We start from the raw sequence: 23,039 nt of genomic DNA, 5'->3' as shown, positions 1-23,039 counted from the left end.
GGGGATGCCCGTCATTTCAAAACGACCTTCGGCATCTGTAATGGTAAAGCTTACCAACGACGAATCACTTCTTTTAAGGATGGTGATCGTTGCACTGGCAATAGCTTGTTGTTTCAGCGCAGTGTCTATCACCATACCTTTTACAGACCCGTTCTTTTGTTGTGCCTGGATAGTAGCTGTTACAGATAAAAAAACACAAAGTAGGTAGCTAAATCTTGTTATCGCCTTCATGAATATCTTACTGATCAAATACTACTTTTCTAACAGTTCTTTCAACTTTTTCTCCAACTCATCGCCCCATAAATTACGGGCAATGATTACGCCTTTAGGGTCTATTAAAAAGTTCTTGGGAATTCCGCTAACGCCATATTGCATTGATATTTTTTCTTTATCATCGTACACATGCAACCAATTGCTTTGCTCTTCTATAATAGCCTTTTTCCAATTGGTTTTGGCCGAATGGTAAGAAAGTGATACGCTCAGGATGGTAAAGCCATTTTCTTTATAGGTGTCATACGCTTTGCGCATGTAAGGAAATTCCATACGGCACGGGCCGCACCAATCGGCCCAAAAATCAATCAATACATATTTCCCTCGTAAGGATGCTAAAGACAAATTCTTTCCTAAAGTGTCTGGAAGCGCAAAATCTAGAGCTGTTTTACCTATTTCTGCAACTGCGCCTATATCCAACCACATTTTCATATTTTTGGCTGCAGACAATGCTTTTACTTGGGGCGAAAGCAACTCGTACAAAGGATGTTGAAGATCGTAATTGTAATCCTTTATTAGTCCGCCGATATTAAGCAGCGCCCACAAAGCCAAAGGCGAGTCGGCATGTTTTTTTATATAGGGTATCAAAACATTGTGGTTCAAGATACTATCCAATCCACGGGTCGACAAATAGTTGGCTTTATTATATTTTACGGAATCACTTTTATATCCTTCAAGACCGTAAGCAGCTCCTGCCTTTCCATTTTTATACAATTCTAATGCTGCACTAAGTGTTGCTGCATCTTGCGATGCATTGTAATTGGCATCGTCTGCAAGTTTTAGTTCCTTTGTTAGGTACTGAAAATCTGTATTATATTTAGCACCATTGCCACTTGCTTGCGTGTTGCTTAAGGTTTTGTTAGACAGAAGCACTACATTGCCAGGCACAAGGTATAAATCGTATACATCTGCATCGGCATTACCTTTCAAGTGTACAATTACAGGTTCGGCCATTGAGCCGTTAATGCTATATTGTCCATTTTTAACAAGTGCTTCTATGTGCTGTTCTTCATCATTACCATAAGTAACAACAACCTTATGCATTTGCAAATTGCCTTTAATTGTTCCGATAATTTTAAATGGCTTTGGTGTCTGGGCAAAGGTTAAGCCTACACAACTAACAAGGCCGAAAAGTAAAAAAAGAGTCCGTTTTGTTATTTGGTTCATGATTGTATTTTAAGTATTAGAAGGCGATTTATAAAATGATTACTTTTTTTGCGCTTTCTAATCGCCCAACAGTTCTTTCAGTTTTTTTTCTACTGCTTTGCCACGTAAATTAACGGCAATGATTACGCCATTGGGATCCAATAAAAAATTACAGGGGATCGAACTAACGGAATATAGTTTTGCTATGTTTCCTTTTTCGTCGAACACATGTAACCAGTTGCTTTCGTCTTTTACAATAGCCTCTTTCCATTTTATTATGTTTTCAGGGCTCATAATGGTTAATGCAGATATGCCCAAAATGGCAAAATTTTTATCTTTGTACTTGTTGTAGGCACTGCGTAAATAGGGGAACTCCTTACGGCAGGGCGCACACCAATCAGCCCAAAAATCAACCAGTACATACTTTCCGCGTAACGACGACAGAGACAGGTTTTGCCCTAAGGTATCGGGTAATATAAAGTTCGGTGCTGTTTTGCCTATTTGGGTAATGCTGTTTTGCTCTAGCTTTTCTTTAAAGGCCTTTGCAGTACTTAATGCTTTTATTTGGGGCAATAGTCGCTCAAACAAGGGAAATTGAAGGGGGTAATCAATCGTCTTTCTACGTCCTCCCATATTAAACAATGCCCACAATGCTAAGGGCGATTCCGGATGTTTCTTTACATATGGTATCAAAATACCATGATCTAAGATACTATCCAAGCCCCCGTCAGCTAAATAAGTTGCTTTAATAAATTGTATCGAATCTCTGCTATATTCTTTTGAACCGTAAGAAGCTAGCGCCTTTCCCCTTCTATATATTTCCGTCTTACCGTAGAGATTTATCCTATCTGTAGAGGCTGTAACGTTTAAGTTATGTGTGTTCTTTACCTGTCTATCCAAGTAATGATAATCCTTATTCCAATGGCTGCCACTGCCACTTGCCTGCGTGTTGCTTAAAGTTTTATTCGATACCAAAACCACATTGCCCGGTACGAGGTACAACTCGTACCTACTTATTCTATAATCATAGTCTACATCGTCTTCATTACCTAATCCTTGCAAATTCATGATTACAGGTTCGGTAATGGTAACACGAATACTATATTGCCCATTTTTTACAGGCACTTCTATGGCCGGTTTTCCATAAACACCCCAGACCCTAATTTTCCGAATTTGTGGATTACCCTTAATTGTGCCGGTAATTTTAAAAGAGTGCGGCGCAGGCTGAGCAAAGGTTAAAACTGCACAGGCTATAACGCCGAAAAGCAAAAAAAGGATCGATTTTGTCATCTGATTCATGGTTTTTAGATTGTTTTACATGGTTTTTAATAATTCTAAAGCGGCATCTGCTGCTGTTTGGATATAGAGATCGGCATTAATACTGTTTAAAAAACCTTCTTGTTCTTTGGCCTCTTGCCCGATTGGCATTCGTACCGATAATTTTGTTTTTAACTTGCCCAACGCTACCGATTGGTTAAAACGCATGCTCATTTCTTTTCTAAAAAGGCTATACGCTGCCCAATTGAGGGATACAGGTTCTTTGTCTGCTTTTTTCAGCCAAGCCTCGTTTTCTATAATTTGCTTATAAGCGGCATTGTTGCTCACATCTTTTTGCACTTTCTTTTTAGTCGATTCTAGATCAAAGCCAAAATTCCAGGTTTGGTATTTTACAGGAGCTATGCTATCCCAAGGAAGTGCATTTTTCTGTACGGATTCCTTCTCTTGATCATCATAACGATATTCTGGCAGTACCACATCAGGTATTACGCCTTTTTGCTGTACAGAACGCCCGGTTACGCTATAATACTTGATATAGGTTAAAGCCAATTGCCCAAAATTTTCTTTTTTGTTCTTTACTGTTCCGTTATTCCATGATATATCTTTTACCTGAAACAGGCGACTTCCGTTGCCTTTTCCGGCCGTAGCAGAACCCATAATCAAAGCTCGGTTGTAATCCTGCATAACGGAAGTAAACAAATCGCCACAAGAAATGGTATGTTGATTAGCCAAGAGCACCACAGGGCCGCTAAAATTCATGTTCATATTCTTATCGTTAAACACCTGTACAGGGTCATTTTTAGATTTGGTTTGTATAATAGGCCCATAAGGCAAAAACTCACCTAGCGCTTTAATGGTACTTTCTAAATCACCACCAAGATTATTACGCAAATCCAGTACAATGGCTTTTACATTTTCGGCATTCAGTTTCTGCACCACTTTGGCCATATCATCGCCAGCATTTGCACCCTTACCATTATAAAATTGAGGTATAATAACATAGCCAATTTTCTCTTCATTTTTTTCTATAATGGCACTTTTTATAATATTGGCTGTAACATTTATCACGCTACGTTTTAAGGTTACCGTATACGCAACACCATTGGGCTTTCTGCAATCTATGGTCAGTTCTGTATCTGCAAGGCCGTCAAGCGTACGTTTTAGAAAACCTCCAGTGTAACCTGCAATATCTTCGGGTTTGCCATTTACCTCTTTTACTGTTAAAATGATATCGCCTACATTCATCTTGCCCGATTGCTCTGCCGAGCCATTTGGTTCAAGCTTGGTAATTTGTATAAAACCATGGTACTGACCTGTTTCTACTCCTATACCAGAGATTGTACCACCCAAAAAATTTGCGTACAGTTCTTGCCCTATCGCATCAAAATACATAGAATGAGGATCCAACGTGAGGCAAAACAAGCCCAAATACCAAGCAAGGTAACGCTCATGGTTCATCTTGTTCAAGAAACAATATGCGTAGCCCGTAAATTTTCGCTTAACCGCTGCACGGGCATCCTGTTCTAATGCAACAACTGTTGAAGTAATTCCTTGTTGCGCTCGTTCTTCTTGCAAACTGTACATCTCGGCCTCTATTTCCCAAGTAAGCCATTGCCGCCATCTTTCCAATTGTTCAGCTCTGTTGGCTGGAAAAGCTATTGGAGCTGTAGATAAAAACCGATCTTGTCTGTTCAGGTTAAATGGCTGGCTCAATAATTTTGTGCAAATAACCAAGGCCTCTTTTAACCTAATTTTATACAAGCGTTCTCCCTCCACGCAAAAACGAACTGGGGCACCGTTCAGTTCGTCATCTAGCCTGGTTTCATATTTACTGAGATCTTGAACATCCTTTTGTAAAAAAACGGCATGCCATTTATCGAGCTTTTCTACATATAAGGCAAATAATTTTTTAGAAAAAACATCGTCAAAATTGCTGTATGAATAGTGACCCATCTTTACCAATTTTGCCGACAGGTGGACAATGGAATCAAACCTTGCCAACTCTTTCTGCGTTTGCGCATCAACTGCTCTATTCCCTATACAAAGCATAAATAAAAGAACAGAAATTATGTATTTCATGGTTTAGCTTTTTATATTTTTCTATTTTCCTAACAGCGCTTGAAGTTTTTCTTCTAGCGTGTTGTCTTCCAACGTTCTTGTAATAATCGTTCCATCGGCAGCTATTAAAAAATTACGTGGAATGGAACCGATCTGGTAGAGCCTCGAAACATCAAACTTATTATCTCTAACCTGGCACCAGGGCATTTTATCTTCTTTCACTGCCTTTAACCACTCCGCTTCTTTTTCATCAATTGAAATGGCTAAAATTTCAAAGCCTTTATCCTTATATTTTTCGTATATTTTTTTTAACGATGGATTTGCACCACGACAAGGTCCGCACCAACTGGCCCAAAAATGTACCAGCACATATTTGCCTTTAAGCGATGAAAGCGAAAATGGCTTCCCATTTACATTGGGCAAGGTTATTTCGGGTGCCGGCGTGCCCTCTGCAGTTTTGGCGGTTTTAGCCAGCATTTCACTAAAATATCTTGCGCCGATGTAATTCTTTATTTCGGGCGAGAGTAAATCGAATAGCGATTGTGAAAGTTTGTATTGTTTAATAACTCTTTCTTCTGCAATTTCAGATACATTTCGCAAAGCGAAAAACGAAACCGGGGAACTCGGGTTTTTACGGATATAGGGTATCAGTATCTTTTCATGCAATCTCTGTTTCTGTCTAGGAAATGCACTATTGTTGATCTCTTCTAGCTCAGTAGAATCACGCTTATAACTGGCATAGCTATATGGTGGCTTTTGATTGGCTTTTATGGTTCTTTCGTAAGCATCAACCATGTTTGTTGTTTGTTGAAATTTAGCTATCCAATATGCTGCCGAATCTTTACTTAGCTTTATTTGCTGCTGTAGCTCGTTAAAATCTTTATTCCAGATGCTGCCCTCGCCGCTCATCTCCATATTGTTAAAAGTCTTGGATGAACTGAGGTTAATCATCCCATCGGTAAGGTAAAGGTTAACTTGGTCGCTTTCTGTTCTTCTTTTTTTAGAAGCTGGTTTATAAGTTACCCACAGAACAAAGCCTTGCGGTTCATATATGGTTCCGGTAAAACTATAACTGTTATCGCTAACCTGTACGGTATCGGTAATTTGCCGGCCAAGGTTGTTATAGCGAAGAAATACCTGGTCTGCATCGGCCATGCCCGAAAGACTGCCGTTTATTTGAAACAGACTGCCTGTTTGGCCCTGTACCATGGTAACGGCAAAAACAAACAAGGTAATTAATATGCTTTTTTTCATAGAAATTTAGTTATTATTCGGCACACCTTCTACCGTGTAGCCTTGTTTACGTAATAATGAAACCAAGCCGGTTTTACCAAATAAATGCGCATAACCTACAGCCAGAAATATCTGTTCCGTTTTCATCTTTTCTATTAATCTCGCCACCCAAAGATTGTTTCTGGTATCTAACAGAATATGATCTGACTCATTGGGTTTCTCTGCTGTAACCAAGCTATCTAACGATATCATCTGCTGGGCTACGTACAATTTATTTGTTTTATAAAAAGAATTCTTTGCAGGATTTTTTATCAAAAAAATTGAATACAGCAACGATTTCGCCTGAATTTTATAGGGAATGCTATCGCCAAAATTATTCTGCTCTTTTATGCTGGATATACCGCCTATTTTAATATTAGATGCCTGTGCAACGTTGGTTAACTCAAGCTCCATTTCACTCCTATCTGCACAGGTAAGAAAGCCCTTGTTTACCTGTGATTGTAATATGATAGGCTGCAGGGTTTGTACTTCTATCAGCGGAATAGTTGTTTTGTTTTTACTGAAATAATCTATAATGGTTTTCAGCTCTCTTTTGGTAACCAATTGCTTTAGGGTAGTGCCATTAAGCATATTGCTGTTCTTCATCGATGAAATAATTACCTCTGCGGTGTTTGTAAAGTCAACTTCAAATAACACTTTGTTACAAGATTGGATGGCTTGCTTTAAAGTTGGTGTAATTATTTTTGCGGCCTCGTCTTTGCAAATTACATGCGTGGTTCCAAAAATATACGATGGCTTAGAAAGGCCCTTTCCTGATATCCGCCACAGCAATGTATTCATATCCGGTTTATCCTGTGCAAACAGCCCCGTAGCAACGAAGCAAAGCGAAAAAAAGATTGCTGGTATTATCCTGTTCATAATTAAATTATTGAATGGTTTATTTGGTTTTCAGCAGCTCTAAAGCGGCATCTGCTGCGGTACTTATGTAGAGGTCTGCATTAATACTATTTAAAAAGCCCTGCTGCTCTTTAGCACTTTCATTGTTCGGTATGCGCACGGTTAGCTTGTTTTTTAGCATCATCAACTCTTCCGATTCATTTTGCCGCCTTGTTTCTTCTTTTCTATAGGCACTATATTCTTCCCAGTTAAGGGAAACAGGTTCTACCTTCTTTTTCCTTAGCCAGGCTTCGTTTTCGGCTATGCGCTTATAGGCAGGATTGTTGTTCACTTCGGCCTGCATTTTCTTTTTAACAGCTTCTAGATCAAAACCAAAATTCCATGGGGTATAATTAGCCGGAGCAATACTATCCCAAGCCAATGGGTGTTTGTGGTTAATTTCTCTGTACATATCAAAATCGCGGGAATCTGGTAACAATACATCGGGGGTAACGCCCCTTAGTTGTACAGAACGCCCTGTAACACTGTAATATTTTTCGATAGTTAGCGTCATCATCCCAAAAGATTCGCTCTCCTTGTTTGCAACTTCTTGGTTAGAATCTATTACTCTATCTTCAACTTTTACTGAATATTGTGCTACTGCTTTTCCGGCAGTGGGGGCACCCATAATCAATCCGCGGTTAAAATCCTGCATCATCGATGTAAACATATCGCCTGCAGAAACAGTACGGGGATTTACCAATACCACCACAGGCCCAGCAAAATTCATATTATTATCAAAATCATCCTTGGTATACACCGGCCTGTTTTTGCCTCTTATCTGGATAACATTACCATAGGGAAAAAACTCGCCAAAAGCCATAAGGCAATCATCCATACTTCCGCCTCTATTGTTCCGTAAATCGAGTACAATGGCACTTACATTTTCTTTATTCAGTTTTTTTACGGCATTTATCATATCGACCGATACACTATTTCCCATCCCCGAATAAAATGATGGAACCACAATACAGCCTATTTTTTCACCATTCTTTTCTATCACCGCCGTGTTTATAATATTTCCAGGTAAGGTCATGGTAGCCCTCTTTAGGTTTACCGAATACTTGCTGCCATCGGGGCGTTCGCAGCCCAGGATTATTTCCGAACCCTCCTCGCCCAAAATTGTTCGTAGCAAGAAATAGTTGTTATAGCCCGAAATACCTTCTGGTTTGCCCTTACCCTCTTTTACGGTGATAATGGCATCGCCCAGTTTCATTTTGCCTGATTGTTCTGCCGGCCCCCCGGGCACCATGGATACAACACGCATAGTACCACCAATATCGTTTATAGTAACCCCAATACCAGTAGTTGTACCACTAATCTGATTAGAGTATATTAATTCAGCTTTAACATCTTGGTACACCGAATGTGCATCTAATAACTGACTAAACTGGAACATATACCCACTGAAATAATCTTCATGATCCATTTTAACGAGATAACGATTATTGTTTCCAGTAAGACGCCTTTTAATAGCAGCACGTGCTGCTTGTTCTATATTGGCTAAAGAGGTTTTTATCTTGTTCTTGGCCTGAGCCTGTTGCATATTAAACATTTCACGTTCTACCACCATGGTTAGCCATTTACGCCATCTTTCCCGCTGCTCTTCCCGATTAGCAGGGTAGCTTGTGTAGTAATGTTCGTGTTGTTTGTCCGATGAAGCCGGAAACTGTTCGTGATTGGTTAAATTTAATGGTTGGCTTAACAATTTTGACCAGCATGTTTCTGCTTCTTTCATCCGTTTTCTGAACAAGAGCTCTACTTCTGGGCAAAAACGAATCGGAGCACCGTTCAATTCATCATCGAGCTTAGTTTCGTATTTTTTCTTTAAGTCTTCAATATCTGTCTGTAAAAAAACAGCATCCCATGTATCCAATGATTCTACAAAATCGGTAAACAGGGTTTTAGAAAACGCATCGTCAAAAGAGCTGTACGCATAATGCATTTTTTTTGCAATCTTTGCCGACATGTGGGCAATCGAATCGAACCGCACCAGTTCTTTCTCCGATTGAGCATGCACAGTTGCCGTACACATACATATTGCTACAGCGAAAGCTGTAATGTTAAATTTCATCCTTAGAATTTTTATTTTTTTTAATTGTCTAGCCGTTATAGCAAAAAATTTTATGTTTTTTTTAAAAGAGGGTTTAACGACACTTTTATAGTATTAGGGCATAGAACCAATATCTGTTCTGTAACTGCAGTCACAGGATTATGCTTATTTTTTGCTTAATCTGTGCGCTTTTATACGAAACTTATGTTGCGAAATATATTTTACCGCCTGCCTTTATTTTGCAGGCGGTAAATACGTAATATTTTGCGGTTTTGTATTACTTACAATCCACTGTCAATAGCTTTTTTTAAACTGCTATCGATGTTTTCAGAATACATCACTTCATAGAATGAGACTTTTCCGTTCTTATCAACAACAATATTCGTAGGGAAAGCAGCCACTTTATATTTGTTTGCCAGTTTTAACGAGCTTGGGAGAATGCGGTATTTAAACTCATGTGTTTTTAAAAACTCATTAATGGTATTCGCATCGTCGTTACAAAACGAGATAAACTCTACATCTTTGCCCTGATACTCATCAACCAGTTTATTTAATTTAGGCATTTCTTCTAAACAAGGCGCACATTTTGTAAACCAAAAATTTAATACCACTACTTTTTTGCCCTTGTATTGCGACAAGCTTATATCTGTACCGTTTATATCTTTTGCCGAAAAATCTTCCAACTTGCTTCCAACCGCAGTAACACCTTTAGTATTACCCGGATCAATTATTTTTAATTGAGCAGAACTATTCGTACTACTGCCACCGCCACCAACTATCGATGCATCTATCGGTGTCATCACCGTCATCGTTTGCCCCCTCCCTCTTTTCTCTTCCAGGGTAGATTTACGGTAAATCGCAGCTTTAATTAAGCCATTATCATCGCAATAATCCACATGTTGAAAATTAACATCTCCCATATATTTGGCAAACACTGGGTTTTGGCTTCCATCAGCCAACAACATCGGTATTAATTTTCCTTTCTCATCAAAAAAAGCTACTCTACCGGAGTTCATTTGCCTTCCACCAAATTTTAATATCGGCATTTGATGTAGGCCTTTTATAAACTCGTCTTTATTTAGGTTAGCATCAAATTTAATGGCCTCATAAGTACCTGGCTTGCTCAAATCAAGCCCATTGGGATCAATGCCATCCATTACATACATTCCGGCCTTTTGGCGCAAGAGTCTTTGCGCCTCTTTCTCTTCTGGCGTAGCATCCCGCACCACCATCAGTACAATCTTATTTTTATCAGCTGGATTTACGTAAGGAATTAAGATGTAATTTATTTGGGCAGAATATTCTGCTACTTGACCAGACATCACGATGCTACCGTCTTGTCTATAAATTTCAGTAGATTTTGTAAGATCAAAACTTTTACCTTGTTCTTGAGTAACTTTAAAAGGATCTAGTGCTACTAACCCTTTTAATTTCTCTTTGAACTTTTTGGTATTTTCGGTAGCCTGAGTCTCGGTAACATCCTGCGCTTTAAGATTTCTGGCCATTCCAAAACATAATGCTAGGAACAGAAGGATAATAAAATTATTTTTTTTCATTGTTTTATTTTTTAGGTTTTTAATAATTGATTTAAATAGTGCTGTATCCATAATCCTGCTATTTGTTTATTAATATTCTGTATTCTGTACCAGATTTGTATTGGCTTGCAGTTCTTTTGCCGGTATTGGAAATACATAATACTTGGGCGTAAAAGTTCTGCTAAATTGTACTGTGCTACTATTGGGTATAAGAGTCAGCATACCGTTTGACCGATTTACTGTACCATTAAGGCAATCGTACACATCTTTTATCACATCGGAACCTATTTGCCATCTTACAATATCAAACCAGCGCAAGCCTTCGCCAGCCAGTTCGACTCTTCTTTCTCTGCGTACTAATTCTCGCATGGCTGTTTGGCCAGAATGGGTAGAGGTATTTACCTCCGGCATCATTACACGAGCTCTTACTTTATTAATGGCATCGTATACCGATTGGTCAATTTGCCCGGCTTCTATTTTTGCTTCAGCGTAAGTAAGTAACACTTCGGCATAGCGGATAACAATTACATTACCACCTGTATTGGATAGCTGGTTAAGACCATAAGTGCTATTCCAATAATCATTAAGATTTGCAAGGTATTTTTTAAAACTATAACCAGTGGGCGAATTCATAAAAGCAGCCTTTTTGTAATTACTAGGGATTGAACCATAGCCGCTACTTGGGCCTCCACCACCAGCAGGGACAGGACCTCCACCACCAGCAGGAACAGGGCCTCCAATAATACCAACATTCGGAGGAGTAATAGGATCGAAGAAAATACCATTATAAAACAACCCTGGGCGTATAATCGTAGCACTTAACCGTGGATCCCTGTTTTGATATGGCTGTAACAGATTGTAACTATTATCTTCACCAATGGTTTGGCCATTTAAGGTTTCAAAGGCATCTACCAAGCTTTGTGTAACGGCAATTTGGCTGTTTCCGGCAGGTGCTATAGCAAGTGCGGATAATACATTCTTTTGATTATAATCTAACATATACTGCGCATCGAGAATTACCTCTTTGTTCATGGCATTGTTTTCGAACTGCGGACGAAACAAATTCTCGAAATTGCTATACAGGCTATACGTAAACGGTGCTGTCATTAACTGGTTGCAGGTGGCAATACAAGCATCGTATTTCTTACTGTACAATTCGATACGGGCTTTTAAAGCTAAGGCCGCTCCACGGGTAATGCGCCCCTTATCGGCAGAATCGAAATATTCAATAGGTAAATCGGGCGCAATTGCTGCCAGTTCGTTTAAAATAGTTTCGGTAATTACAGCTTTAGAAACTTGTTTTTGCAAACGCGACTCATCAATGGTTTGTGTATGTAATACCAGCGGTACATTACGATAAAACTGCGATAAAAGGAAATAACGGTAAGCCCTTAAAAAGCGGGCTTCGGCCTTGGTACGCTTTTTAAAATCTGCATCAACAATATCGTCACCTGCCCTGTCAACATTCTCCAGAAACCAATTACATTTATTAATGGTTTCGTAATTATAAAAATCATCAGATACGGTAATTGAAGCCGGATTGTAATTGCCTGATGCAAAATTTTCGTACATTGTTCCAAAAAAATCCTTGTTTACTTCGTTATCCGTTAAACAATCTCTAAAAAGAAGCGGAAAGCCACTTGGCTCCCAATTACGATAACAGCCATTAATAGCGGCCACTACATCTTCTTTTGTAGACCATACCGTTTTATCTGTATATTCTGCCAAAGGGGCAACATCGCTTAATTTTTTGCAAGCACCAGACCCCAGTAAGATCAGTAGCAAGCTTATAGTATATATTTTTTTCATCTATTTAAATTTTATTTTCATTTGTGATGAAGTTGTCATGATTTGTTTAATCCACTATGTAATTTGAAAATCATGACGGTTTCATGCTAAGCACTGATTTAGTATATGAATTAAAATTGAACATTAACGCCTAGTGCATGCATTGTAGGCGATGGATAATTAAGAACCGAGGCTTCTACCTGCGTTGTTTGCGGGTCTAACCATTTCCAAAAATTAGGTGAGTATGTAAACAGGTTGGAGGCAGAATAAAATACCCGAACACCCTTTACTACTTCTTTTCCGAAAAATTTTGGATGAAAACTGTAGCCAAGGGTAATGTTTTGCAAACGAACATAAGAAGCATCCTTTACCCAAAATGATGAAGCATACTGTTGCGGGTTGTTTTGCATATTATAAGCCCAGGCCCGAGGAAACTTATCGGTAGGGTTGCTCGGTGTCCATCTATCCCAAAAAGCAGGGGTAGCTTTATTGTCATAATCGCCGATAGACCCTAAAGCAGAGCCAACACTTGCTTTACGACCGGCTGATCCGGTAAAAAACAGGTTAAGTTCAAATCCTTTCCAAGTTCCGCCTAAGGCCAAGCCTAATGTTGTGGTCGGGATAGAGTTTCCTAAATACACAATGTCATCGGTCGTTATTTTACCATCGCCGTTTTGGTCTTTGTACCTGATATCGCCAGGACCTACTTTATCGTTTAATGTAGCCGATTTACTTACTTCATCTTGGTTTTGATAAATACCCTCGGCCTGCAATCCAAATAAAGCACCGTAAGAATACCCCTCAATGTTCTGACGTAATTGGCCAAATTCTTTTGCTGGCGTTTTATATATAAAATTTGTAATTTTGTTTTTGTTGTAACTGAAAACTCCTTTGGCCGACCAGCCAAATTCGCCAACCCTGTCCTGATAAGAAATTGCAATTTCTACACCTTTGTTCCACATAGACCCTTTATTTTCTGCTGGAGCAGTTGGATAGCCATAATTAGCAGGCCCTCCTATTGTTAATAAGATATCGTTCGTTGTTTTATTGTAGGCATCTACCGTAACGGTCAGCTTGTTATTGAACATAACGGCATCTAAACCTATATTCTTAATCGTTGTTTGCTCCCATCGGATATCTGAATTACCAGGAAGCATGGGCTCTAAACTAGATTGCAGCTGGTTATTAAAGGAATAATTACTAACACCTAGCCTAGTGAGGTATGCAAAATTGCCTATTGAATTATTGCCCAACCTGCTCCAAGAAGCCTTCAATTTTAAAAAATTAATGGTTTTTAACAAACTGGTTGAGTGCTGAAAAAAGGATTCGTTTGATATTAACCAGCCCGCAGCAAATGAAGGAAAAATACCCCATCTTTTATCACTATTAAAAGTAGTGCTGGCATCTCCCCTTAGTGTATGCTCAATATAATAACGATCGCCGTAGTTATAAAACACACGACCAAATGCCGATTGCTGTATAACTTGAGAGCGACTACCCATTAACACTTGCCCATCAGCCGAAGCCAAATCGAGTGATTGGAGGCTGTTGTTTAAAAGGTTCTTTTTTTGGGCAAAAATATTGTTACTATTTCCTGAACTTTCTGAAGCACCCACCAAAATACCAAACAAATGATCGCCTTTAACTTTTTGATAAGAAGCCGTTATTTGCGGATTAATACCTAAGCCTGAGCTCGTATTTTCTGTATAGCGATTTATAAGCTGCGAGCGCCATGTGTTCACAACCAGCGGAGAACCTGCAGGGCCATCAAAATAAGAATTAAGCCTAGCAGCAAATACCTGGTAATTATTAATGTTATAATTAAATCCAAAAGAAGGTTTAATTACCAAATCTTCTATGGGCGTCCAAGTAAGCCCAAGGTTTCCGTTCATGGTAGAACTGCTTGCTTTATAAAAAGAACCTGCATGCAACCATGCTATAGGGTTTATTTGACTAGTTGTACTATATGCTCCATTTTGATATTTTAAGGGTACCATGGGCGAGATTGTATAGGCTCCGCCCAAAATATCTCCTAAAAATCCGGAGCTTCCGCCCGGTTCTTGTGCAGGTGCATGACTAAAGTTTAGCCCTGTTTCTATCTTCAGCGTTTTAAAAGGGGTACTCTTTAAATTAATACGAGCACCATAACGTTTGCTATTTATGCCTTCTATGTTACCATTTTGATTCAAATATTCGAAAGACATACGATACAAGGTATTATCATCCCCACCAGAAAAGTTTAGCGTATGCTGCTGCTGCAAACCCGGTTTTTGGTATACCAAGCCCATCCAGTCTGTATTAGGATAATTGGGGTCGGTACCATCTTTGTATTTCTGAATTTCTTCGTCGGTAAATTTATGAAGAGGTCTTAAAGGGCCAACGCTGCCACCATTAATACCGCCACCAATAATTGAACCACCACCACCACTACCAGCACCATTAATAATGCCCTCATTGTCTATTACCTCGTTAATTAACACAGCTTGTTGCCATGAAGGTAAAAAGGTAGGCCTGCGTTGAATGCCCTGTAACCCCGCAAAGTACTGATAATCTATAATCACTTTACCTTTAATTCCTTTTTTAGTGGTTACCAAGAGTACCCCATTGGCCGCACGAACACCATAGATAGCTGCAGATGCATCTTTGAGCAAGGTAACAGACTCAATATCTTGTGGGTTTAATAAATTCATATCGCCCTCAATACCGTCAATAAGAATATAAGGCATACTATTGCCAAAATTAAGGTTATTGAGAAGAGTATTATTAAAAGGGCTAGTAGGCGCACCACCCTGACCCGCACTCAGAGTAGGCGGATTTAATCCATTAGAGTTTCCCCTTGTAATTAAATCATATTGGTACTTACCTGGCTGCCCACTTTTGTTTATCACATTTAAGCCGGCAAGTCGTCCGTTTAAAATTTCGAACATGCTAGTTGTAGTAGGCGAGCTTGCAATATCTTTACTTGTTATGGTAGAAACAGAACCTAAAATATCTTTTTTCTTTTGTGTTCCGTAACCAACTACCACGACTTCATTCATTGGCGACATTTTACGCACCATTACTATGGCAATGGTTTCGGAAGCTTTTGCAACATACTCTTGCACCTGGAACCCGATATAAGAAAACACCAAAATATTTGATGTGTTATCGGGTATGGGTAAAGTAAAGTTGCCCAACTGGTCAGAAACGGTAACAAAATTTGTACCTTTTATTTTAATTGTTGCTCCGGCCAATGGTTTGCCGTTCTCATCTAAAGTTTTACCCGTAATAATAATTGGGGCAGCTTTTTTAGGAGACGCTTGTCCTTCCTTTCCCATTTCAACTTTCCTGGGTTTAATGACCACCGTTTTATCGATAACGGTAAAACCGAATGGTTGATTTTTAAAGCATAATCGGAGTGCCTCAACAATACCGATGTTTTTTACATTGATGTCAACTGGTTTAGCTTCTTTGATAAGCTTTGGACTATACAGAAATTCATAGCCTGTTTGTCGTTGAATTTCGGTGAATGCCTTTTCAATTGTAGCATTCTTTAAAGACAGTGTAACATTTTGGCTTCTCCCTTTGGCACTTGCCAACAGAAAGCCAGAGAGCATAAAAATTGTAATTAGTTTCATAATTCGAAACGCTTTAATGGTTACGCATCTGTTTTTGCAGAATCGTTTTTTAATCATAACTTCGTTTTGCTTTGGTTTAGGTTATACATTAGACTCCTTCCTGGATTTTAATTATTGAGTTAATCCAAGCTTATAGCCGGTAGTGTTGCTGCACTACTGGTTTTTTCTTGAATACGCAATTCTCTTTTTTACTGTGGTTTTACATATAGTTTTTTTGATTTAATAGAAAATTTCACCATTTCCGTTGCTTCCAAACGTTTCAATAACTCGGATAAATTAGCTTGTCTTGATACAGAGCCAGCAAAATTCAAATCGGATACATCTCCTTCATACGCAATCTCCACATCGTACCACCTACTCACTTGGCGCATAATCTCTTCAATATTTGCATCCTTAAACTGGAACACACCTTTTTTCCAAGCCATTACCTCGTTAAGATCAACATCTTTTTGTACTTCAATTTTATTGGTTATACGGGCTTGCTCTCCTGGTTTTAACTTAGCAGATTGGCCGTTCTGCTTTGTTGTTTTTACAGAACCTTCAAGAAGTGTTACTTTAATATCAGTTTCATTGTCATATGCCTTTACATTAAAATGGGTTCCCAGAACGGTTACTTCCATATCAGCTTTGCTTACTTTAAATGGCATATCGGTGCGATGTGCCACTTCAAAATAGCCCTCGCCGTTAATGGTTACTTTTCTGTCTTTACCCATAAAAGCAACTGGGTAATATAAAGTCGAACCTGCATTTAACCAAACCTTAGTTCCATCCGATAATGTAATATCAATTACCTGACTACCCTTTGGATTAATGAGGGTATTATAAACCATTTTTGTACCTGCATCAGCATTTGTCTGGTAAACAATTTTTCCATCAACAGTCTTTATTACATTTGCATTGCCTTGCGCAACTAGTGTTCCAGCGGCGACTTTATCTAAGTAAACTTGTTGGCCATTATTTAGTTTAATCATAGCACGATTTGATTGAGGGGCCGATATATCCTGTGCTATTTCTACTGCCTTATAATTGCCTTCACGATTGAAGGTCCAAAATCCAATCCCTAATACAAGAATAATTGATGCAGCCACTGCAATTTTTTGCCAACTAAGCCAACTTGTTGTACTAGACACAACTGGTACTTTTTCTTCCAATTCTTCCATTAAAAGTGACATTTTGTAATCCCAGTTAATATTAACATCACTATTTTGTCCTTTTGTTTTTTCCCAAACTACCCATAACACCTCTTCCAATTGTTCATCGTCAACTGATTCCCTTACCAATAAAAAGAAAGTTTCCAATTCTTTTTTAGAACAGGTATTGTTGATATATTTTTCAACCAATATTTGAAGCTGAGCATTCATAGTCGTTAAATTTATTTTATTAAATAGATTCCTATAAGATCAATTATATTACAATGACGAAAAAAAACATGGATACTACTACCCAAGTTAATTATTTATTAACTATTTATTATTTCTAGGAATTTAGGAGGTATATGGGCTTTATTTATTACTTTTTACCTGCTGTAATAATAAAGAAAGAATTATTGCGAGATCGAGATTTTTTAGCAGGAAGGATTTTATAAATCCTTGTGCATCAACAATCTGGTTAGCTACCGTACTTTTAGCGATTGATAATTTTTCTGCTATTTCCGAATGTGATAAGCCCTGCTCCCTACTCATTTGATAAACCTCTTTACGTTTGGGTGGCAACAAGTCTATCGCCTCTCTTAAGATTTTCTCATATTCTAGCTGAATCAATTGCGTTTCTGGGTTTCGGTTGTCAGCAAATTGAATATTATCCCCTAGAATATCAATTAGTTTCGGGCTTTTCGAAGCCTTACGAATAAAGTCTATCGATTTATTACAAGCTACTCGAAAGAGGAAAGCTTCTATATTCTCTATACGAGTAACGATATCTTTCCCCATCCATATTTTCAGGAAAACATCGAGAACCAACTCTTCGGCTACTTCCTTCGATTTTACAATACCCAAAATATATTGATATAACCTGCCTCTATGCTTCTTAAAAAGGATCTGAAAAGCCTGTTCATTCCCCGCAGCTATCTGATGTAGCAGTTCATCTTCTGTGTATGGTGGGGAGAGCTTCAAGAAAACAATATACTAAAAATCAAATATATAATATTATAAAGTGATTATTTAAGCTAGAAACAATAATCGACCCAAAAAAAATAAAATCTTGTGTTCGTCAACAGAACACAAGATTTTCAATTATCATCAATAAATCTAGAATAGAAGTGTTGCAGAAAGCTGTTTTAATAACCAAACACCTCCTCAGGGGTGAGCTTTTTTACATTTCCATATTTCTTCAAATCGGCTCCTTCAAGCACATCTTTCGATCCTATTATGCAATAGGCATATTTTTTATGGGCAATGTATTTATCGGCAAAGGCTTTAAGATCGTTGTAATTTAACGCCTCTAAACTTTCATATATCTGCTGACGGAAATCGGTTGATAGTCCTTTTTTCTCCAACAATAAATAAAAATCTACTACCTTTTCATCCGTAAACCGTTGTGTTTCCAGTGATTTACGCACACTCCTTTTGGCGTTCTGTATGCCATCGTCAGAACGAGGCAAATCATTGAGCAGGGAATCCATTCCATTAATGGCCTCGTCCATTTTATCGGCCTGACAGCCAATAAAGGCAGTCATCCGATAATAATCGTTTTTATAAGCTGGGGCTTGAAATGTTGCAGACGTTGAATAAGCAAGCGCCTTTGATTCACGTAACTGCTGAAAAACCACCGATCCCATTCCATCGCCAAAATAATTGTTATACAGGTTTACGTTAGCCTGTAGCGAAGGCTGATAACCAGGCATGTTTCTAACCCATTGTATTTGTGTTTGCAGCATATCAAAATCGGCGGCATACACTTCATTTTCTTCTAAAATGCGTGGCTGAAAGTTAACAGCAGGAGCCGGTATCGATGTGAAAGAAGACGGCATTTGATGGCTGCTTTTTATCTTTTGAGTAATGGTTTGAAGCGATTCTGGTCCGTAATATGTAATAAGATGTTTGTAACGGGTAAGCTGATGCAAGAGGTTAACCAATGCAGGAGCATCTAATTGATCGGGTTGTAAACTTCCCGCCTGACTAAATGGATTTTTGGCTCCATAAACGGCATAGCTAACCAAACCTTTCATCAAGGCTTCTTTCGATATTTTTGCATCAATCCTTTCTTTCTTCAGTTTTTCTTTCAGCTTATTTAAACTTTCTGCTGTCGGTTTGCAATTAGCTAGCAAATGCTCTAACAACGCTACTGCTTTATCAAAATTTTTCTGAATGCCTGATACAACAATTGCTGTACTTTTATCACTTACACGTATAGAATACTCGCAAGCCAATTGATAAAACTCTTTGTTAAGGTCTTCGGCCGAATATTTATCTGTACCCAATAAACTCAAATAATTTACCGCAACAGGCAATAAATTCGAGTTCCAGCTTCCCATATCAAACCGATATTGCAGTTCGAAAAACCCGTTTTCTTTGTTAGTTGTATACAAAAACCTTGCGTTATTTATTTTGCTATGCGAAATAGCTTTATCAAAATTTAGCCATACAGGTTTTGTTGCAGGTACAGGAATGGCATCCAAATTTTTCGAAAATGCAGACCTATCTGTTTTATTAATGGTGATGGGTGTAATTTTGGGCTTAACTATTTTGGCAGTGTTTGTCGATTTCCCTTTTCGTTTATACACGCAAACATAATTACCTGTAAATACGCGGTTGGCATAATCAACCAATTCTTGTTTGGTAACTGCGTTTAAAATCTCTAAAAAAGAGGCTTCGTTATTCCATGTTTGGCATCTATCGGCTATAAAACCCCTTTCCAATGTCATTAAAGTGGCTATATTATTTCTTTTAGACATGCTCACTTCCAATTCGATATTGTTTTTAATCGCCGTTAAAAGCTTCTCGTCAAAATCGCCATTCTTTACTTTTTTAATTTCTTGCCATAGCAAATCTAAAGCCTGATCGGTAGTTTGACCCGTTTTAGGCATCGCCACGCCCAACAGGGTAATATATTTTTGATAGGTGCCCAAAAGCTCAATCCCTGCCATTTGCATTTTTTGCGGCATATTGATATCGATATCGAACAACCCGGCTTTTCCATTAGAGCATAGCTGACTAAGCAGGTTTACCAACAGCTCGTCTTTACTATTAGTGCCTTTAAACGGTATACGGAAAGCAAGTACACCAACCTCTGGTGTGGGGCTCGTAATTTCCTTTACAACCGGAGTGGCAAAATCGGGCTCTATAGCCTGCAAAAAAGCAGTTAACTTACCGGGCCGCATATAGGAAAAATATTGATCTATCTTTTGAATGATTTCATCGGCATTAAAATCGCCTGATAAAATAAGGCCCATATTGTTTGGCACATAATAGGTATCGTAAAATTGCTTAATAGCTTTTAAGGATGGATTTTTTAAATGCTCTATTGTACCAATAGTGGTTTGTTGCCCATAATTGCTGTTGGGGTACAGCGTTGAATTAACGGTTTCGAACATCCTGAAATCATCACCATCCAAACCTTTGTTCTTTTCTTCATATACAGCCTCCAACTCGGTATGAAAAAGACGGAAGATAGGATTGCGGAAGCGTTCGGCCTGTACTTGTAGCAATTTATCCAACGCACCTGCTGGCACATTTTCATCATATACGGTAGCATCGAACTCGGTATGTGCATTGGTACCCTGCGAGCCCATTTCTTTCATGATATTGGTATATTCATTGGCAATGGCGTATTTGGAAGCAATGCCCGAAATAGAATCTATTTGACGATAAATGACTTTTCTTTCGCTTTCGTTAGTGGTATGATTATAGGCTTCGTACAATTCTTCTATGTGGCTCAAGTATGGCTTTTCTTTCTCCCAGTTAAGCGTTCCATATTTATCGGTACCCTTAAACAATAAATGCTCTAGGTAATGCGCCAAACCTGTATGCTCTGCCGGATCGTTATTACTGCCTGTTCTTACCACCATTTTATAAATTACACGTGGTTCTTTTTTATCTACATGCAATATCACCTGCAAACCGTTTTGCAATGTATAAAACCTTACATTCTGTACATCGTTTGTTACGTAACGGTATTTATATTTACCTGTAACGACCTCTTTCCAATTGTATTTATTTTGGGCAACAGCATTGCCCGAGAAAACACCTATCAACAGATAACAAAAAACGAATAATGGTAGAATTAATTTAATTTTCATAAAATTTTACCTCTTTTTAATTATAATTATTTTTTATCCAAGCGTTTTTAACTAAGCACTGAGAAGGAGTAAGTTCGCTATCTTCTATCAACACCATTTTATAATGTTGTTCTACTTTTTCTCTTAATGCTGATACAGTTGCCGACAGTTTTACTTCTTCCATTTTGCCTACAGCATTTTTACGTTTTACAATTACCGTTAGTGTATCACCTTGTTTTATTTTTTGTTTTACCTTGTTTATAACATCGATATAATTATTTGCGTTAACAGCCATATCATCCATTTGTACAATCTCATCCATCAATTTGTATTGCATTGCTTTGCCAAAGGCATCCATATTGCCGGCATTTACAATACAAACGTTATCTACACCAAGTGATGTTATGCTAATGTTGCCAATAGAAGCCACCTCACTTTTTATATAATCGTGATAAGACACGCCTGCCAAGGCAAAAAAATCGCTGTAAGGTATCGGTGTTGTGCCGGCTACATATTTATTAAGGAAATCTTTTACTTCGGGAAAACTGAGCTCAGCTATTTCATCAAACAGTTGGTCATCATTAAAGTATTTGCCATTACCAAATTTTATCCCCAAATCATGTTTCAATGCTGTTAGTCCGTATTTTCCACCAGATAATTTTAATAGGTAAATATCTAAACAAGCACTAATTAAAGCTCCTTTTTCGTAAACATTTGGGTATTGATCGGCGTAAGTGGTTGCTACTTCTTTGCTCATTACAGTAAAAGGGAGTGAATCTTTAAATTCTCTTTTAGACTTTATGATTTTTGCGGTTAGTGCTTTGAAAAATTGTGTTGTAGTGGTTAAACCCGATTTAACCTGCACATGATGCGCATCATATTCTGTTGACCCCTCGTACAACCATAAATGTTTTGACAAAACGGGTTGCTGATAATTAAATTCTCTAACTTCTTTAGAACTGATGGACAATGGCGTAAGGATATGAAAAAATTCGTGTGCCGATATATTCGTCATAACAGATTTTGCTACAGGTTCTTCCAATTGCGGGAATGCATAAAATGAAGAATAACTATGTTCTAAAGCACCAGATACTTCTTTTGGATTTACTTCATCATTAAAACTATACAGGAAGGCATATTTTTTTACGGGCAGTTTGCCACCAAGATAGGCCTGTGTAGCCATGAGCAAGTTTTCCATCGCTTTAGCTAATGTGGCAGCATGTACCTGTTTATCCGGAGAGTAAACGGAAATAAGCACCTGCGTACGACCAAGATTTACACTAACGGTATCGGGCTTGCAATACATAATGGGCGAATCGTATAACTCGTGTACACTTTTTAATTGAAATAAATCGGTTGTTTCCGTACTGCTTGATGGCACCAGTGCCGTTGACCCATAAAAGCCCGAAGGTTTCTGAAACTCTACATCAAAAGGCAATTTTTCTAGCTGATTGAAATAACCAAAGAAACCGAACGTATTGATAACATACTGTTTGTTTAGTTCGATATTGGTTCCCCCCATCGGGTAAATTTTATTTCCCTTGATATTTGTATGCCATGTATCTTCTACCACATAAGTAATTTTATATAGCTGTTGTGCATTGCCAATTTTCCAAGTGTTTTGGTTCTTATGCTCAACGGTTAGTTCTTTTCCTTGTTTATCAAAAGCTTTAAAATTGCTTACAAAGCGACCATAATCGGCAATGGAATAGGTTCCAGGAACAATAGCTGGAAAAAAATATTCGATACTGGATTGCTTAATAGTAGGCGTAATTAATTCGACCTGCACCGTATGATTGGTTGCCCCAGCAAGATTAATCTTATACTGGTATTTAGATTGGGCAAAAAGACTGATAGGGTTTGCCGCCACAAGACCTGCAAACAAAATAGAAAATAAAAAATTCTTCATT

The 23,039-nt window shown here is 38.3% G+C and carries 14 protein-coding genes; all 14 read right to left on the bottom strand.

All coding sequences use genetic code 11. The annotated features are described in order from the left end of the window. On the bottom strand, nt 1-231 hold a 231-nt coding region (locus tag AW17_RS03900; protein ID WP_029274810.1), incomplete at its 3' end, for a carboxypeptidase-like regulatory domain-containing protein. Nucleotides 232-252: 21 nt separating this feature from the next. Continuing rightward, entirely contained in the window at nt 253-1,437 is a 1,185-nt protein-coding gene (locus AW17_RS03895; protein WP_051691622.1) for a TlpA disulfide reductase family protein, read from the bottom strand. A 57-nt stretch (nt 1,438-1,494) separates the two neighbouring features. Continuing rightward, a complete protein-coding gene (locus tag AW17_RS03890) occupies nt 1,495-2,715 on the bottom strand; it encodes a peroxiredoxin family protein (protein ID WP_051691621.1) in 1,221 nt (406 codons plus the stop codon). 15 nt (nt 2,716-2,730) lie between these two features. Next, the gene (locus AW17_RS03885) at nt 2,731-4,773 is read right to left on the bottom strand and encodes a carboxy terminal-processing peptidase (protein WP_083488623.1); all 2,043 of its coding nucleotides are present in this window, start codon (nt 4,771-4,773) and stop codon (nt 2,731-2,733) included. 21 nt (nt 4,774-4,794) lie between these two features. Beyond that, entirely contained in the window at nt 4,795-6,006 is a 1,212-nt protein-coding gene (locus AW17_RS03880) for a TlpA disulfide reductase family protein (RefSeq protein WP_051691620.1), read from the bottom strand. A 6-nt stretch (nt 6,007-6,012) separates the two neighbouring features. After that, nucleotides 6,013-6,903: a TraB/GumN family protein gene (locus tag AW17_RS03875; RefSeq protein WP_036668958.1), complete on the bottom strand. Its 891-nt coding sequence runs from the start codon at nt 6,901-6,903 to the stop codon at nt 6,013-6,015. A 19-nt stretch (nt 6,904-6,922) separates the two neighbouring features. Further along, the gene (locus tag AW17_RS03865; RefSeq protein ID WP_083488622.1) at nt 6,923-8,995 is read right to left on the bottom strand and encodes a carboxy terminal-processing peptidase; all 2,073 of its coding nucleotides are present in this window, start codon (nt 8,993-8,995) and stop codon (nt 6,923-6,925) included. Between the two features lie 260 nt (nt 8,996-9,255). Beyond that, entirely contained in the window at nt 9,256-10,530 is a 1,275-nt protein-coding gene (locus AW17_RS03860; protein WP_167343642.1) for a peroxiredoxin family protein, read from the bottom strand. Between the two features lie 69 nt (nt 10,531-10,599). Continuing rightward, nucleotides 10,600-12,318 carry a RagB/SusD family nutrient uptake outer membrane protein gene (locus AW17_RS03855; RefSeq protein ID WP_029274801.1) on the bottom strand — a complete coding sequence of 573 codons (1,719 nt, stop codon included), beginning with the start codon at nt 12,316-12,318 and terminating at the stop codon, nt 10,600-10,602. A gap of 110 nt (nt 12,319-12,428) precedes the next feature. Continuing rightward, complete coding sequence (locus AW17_RS03850) at nt 12,429-15,914, bottom strand: TonB-dependent receptor (protein ID WP_029274800.1); 3,486 nt, start codon at nt 15,912-15,914, stop codon at nt 12,429-12,431. Nucleotides 15,915-16,102: 188 nt separating this feature from the next. After that, complete coding sequence (locus tag AW17_RS03845; protein WP_051691618.1) at nt 16,103-17,275, bottom strand: FecR family protein; 1,173 nt, start codon at nt 17,273-17,275, stop codon at nt 16,103-16,105. Between the two features lie 141 nt (nt 17,276-17,416). Then, nucleotides 17,417-18,025 (bottom strand): RNA polymerase sigma factor, encoded by a 609-nt coding sequence (locus AW17_RS03840; protein ID WP_029274798.1) that lies wholly within the window; start codon nt 18,023-18,025, stop codon nt 17,417-17,419. 164 nt (nt 18,026-18,189) lie between these two features. After that, the gene (locus AW17_RS03835; protein ID WP_029274797.1) at nt 18,190-21,150 is read right to left on the bottom strand and encodes a M16 family metallopeptidase; all 2,961 of its coding nucleotides are present in this window, start codon (nt 21,148-21,150) and stop codon (nt 18,190-18,192) included. A gap of 16 nt (nt 21,151-21,166) precedes the next feature. Then, nucleotides 21,167-23,038 carry a M61 family metallopeptidase gene (locus AW17_RS03830; protein WP_051691617.1) on the bottom strand — a complete coding sequence of 624 codons (1,872 nt, stop codon included), beginning with the start codon at nt 23,036-23,038 and terminating at the stop codon, nt 21,167-21,169. Nucleotide 23,039 lies beyond the last annotated feature (1 nt).

It is taken from the genome of Pedobacter borealis DSM 19626, from assembly GCF_000708285.2.
GTDB lineage: Bacteria > Bacteroidota > Bacteroidia > Sphingobacteriales > Sphingobacteriaceae > Pedobacter > Pedobacter borealis.
The sequence above is the reverse complement of the archived record's forward strand: the minus strand, read 5'-3'. Positions and strand labels throughout refer to the sequence as shown.

What these genes read in the sequence shown, in the direction of transcription:
- AW17_RS03895 (WP_051691622.1), bottom strand. Translation starts at nt 1,437, where the DNA reads ATGAACCAAATAACAAAACGGACTCTTTTTTTACTTTTCGGCCTTGTT.
- AW17_RS03890 (WP_051691621.1), bottom strand. Translation starts at nt 2,715, where the DNA reads ATGAATCAGATGACAAAATCGATCCTTTTTTTGCTTTTCGGCGTTATA.
- AW17_RS03885 (WP_083488623.1), bottom strand. Translation starts at nt 4,773, where the DNA reads ATGAAATACATAATTTCTGTTCTTTTATTTATGCTTTGTATAGGGAAT.
- AW17_RS03880 (WP_051691620.1), bottom strand. Translation starts at nt 6,006, where the DNA reads ATGAAAAAAAGCATATTAATTACCTTGTTTGTTTTTGCCGTTACCATG.
- AW17_RS03875 (WP_036668958.1), bottom strand. Translation starts at nt 6,903, where the DNA reads ATGAACAGGATAATACCAGCAATCTTTTTTTCGCTTTGCTTCGTTGCT.
- AW17_RS03865 (WP_083488622.1), bottom strand. Translation starts at nt 8,995, where the DNA reads ATGAAATTTAACATTACAGCTTTCGCTGTAGCAATATGTATGTGTACG.
- AW17_RS03860 (WP_167343642.1), bottom strand. Translation starts at nt 10,530, where the DNA reads ATGAAAAAAAATAATTTTATTATCCTTCTGTTCCTAGCATTATGTTTT.
- AW17_RS03855 (WP_029274801.1), bottom strand. Translation starts at nt 12,318, where the DNA reads ATGAAAAAAATATATACTATAAGCTTGCTACTGATCTTACTGGGGTCT.
- AW17_RS03850 (WP_029274800.1), bottom strand. Translation starts at nt 15,914, where the DNA reads ATGAAACTAATTACAATTTTTATGCTCTCTGGCTTTCTGTTGGCAAGT.
- AW17_RS03845 (WP_051691618.1), bottom strand. Translation starts at nt 17,275, where the DNA reads ATGAATGCTCAGCTTCAAATATTGGTTGAAAAATATATCAACAATACC.
- AW17_RS03835 (WP_029274797.1), bottom strand. Translation starts at nt 21,150, where the DNA reads ATGAAAATTAAATTAATTCTACCATTATTCGTTTTTTGTTATCTGTTG.
- AW17_RS03830 (WP_051691617.1), bottom strand. Translation starts at nt 23,038, where the DNA reads ATGAAGAATTTTTTATTTTCTATTTTGTTTGCAGGTCTTGTGGCGGCA.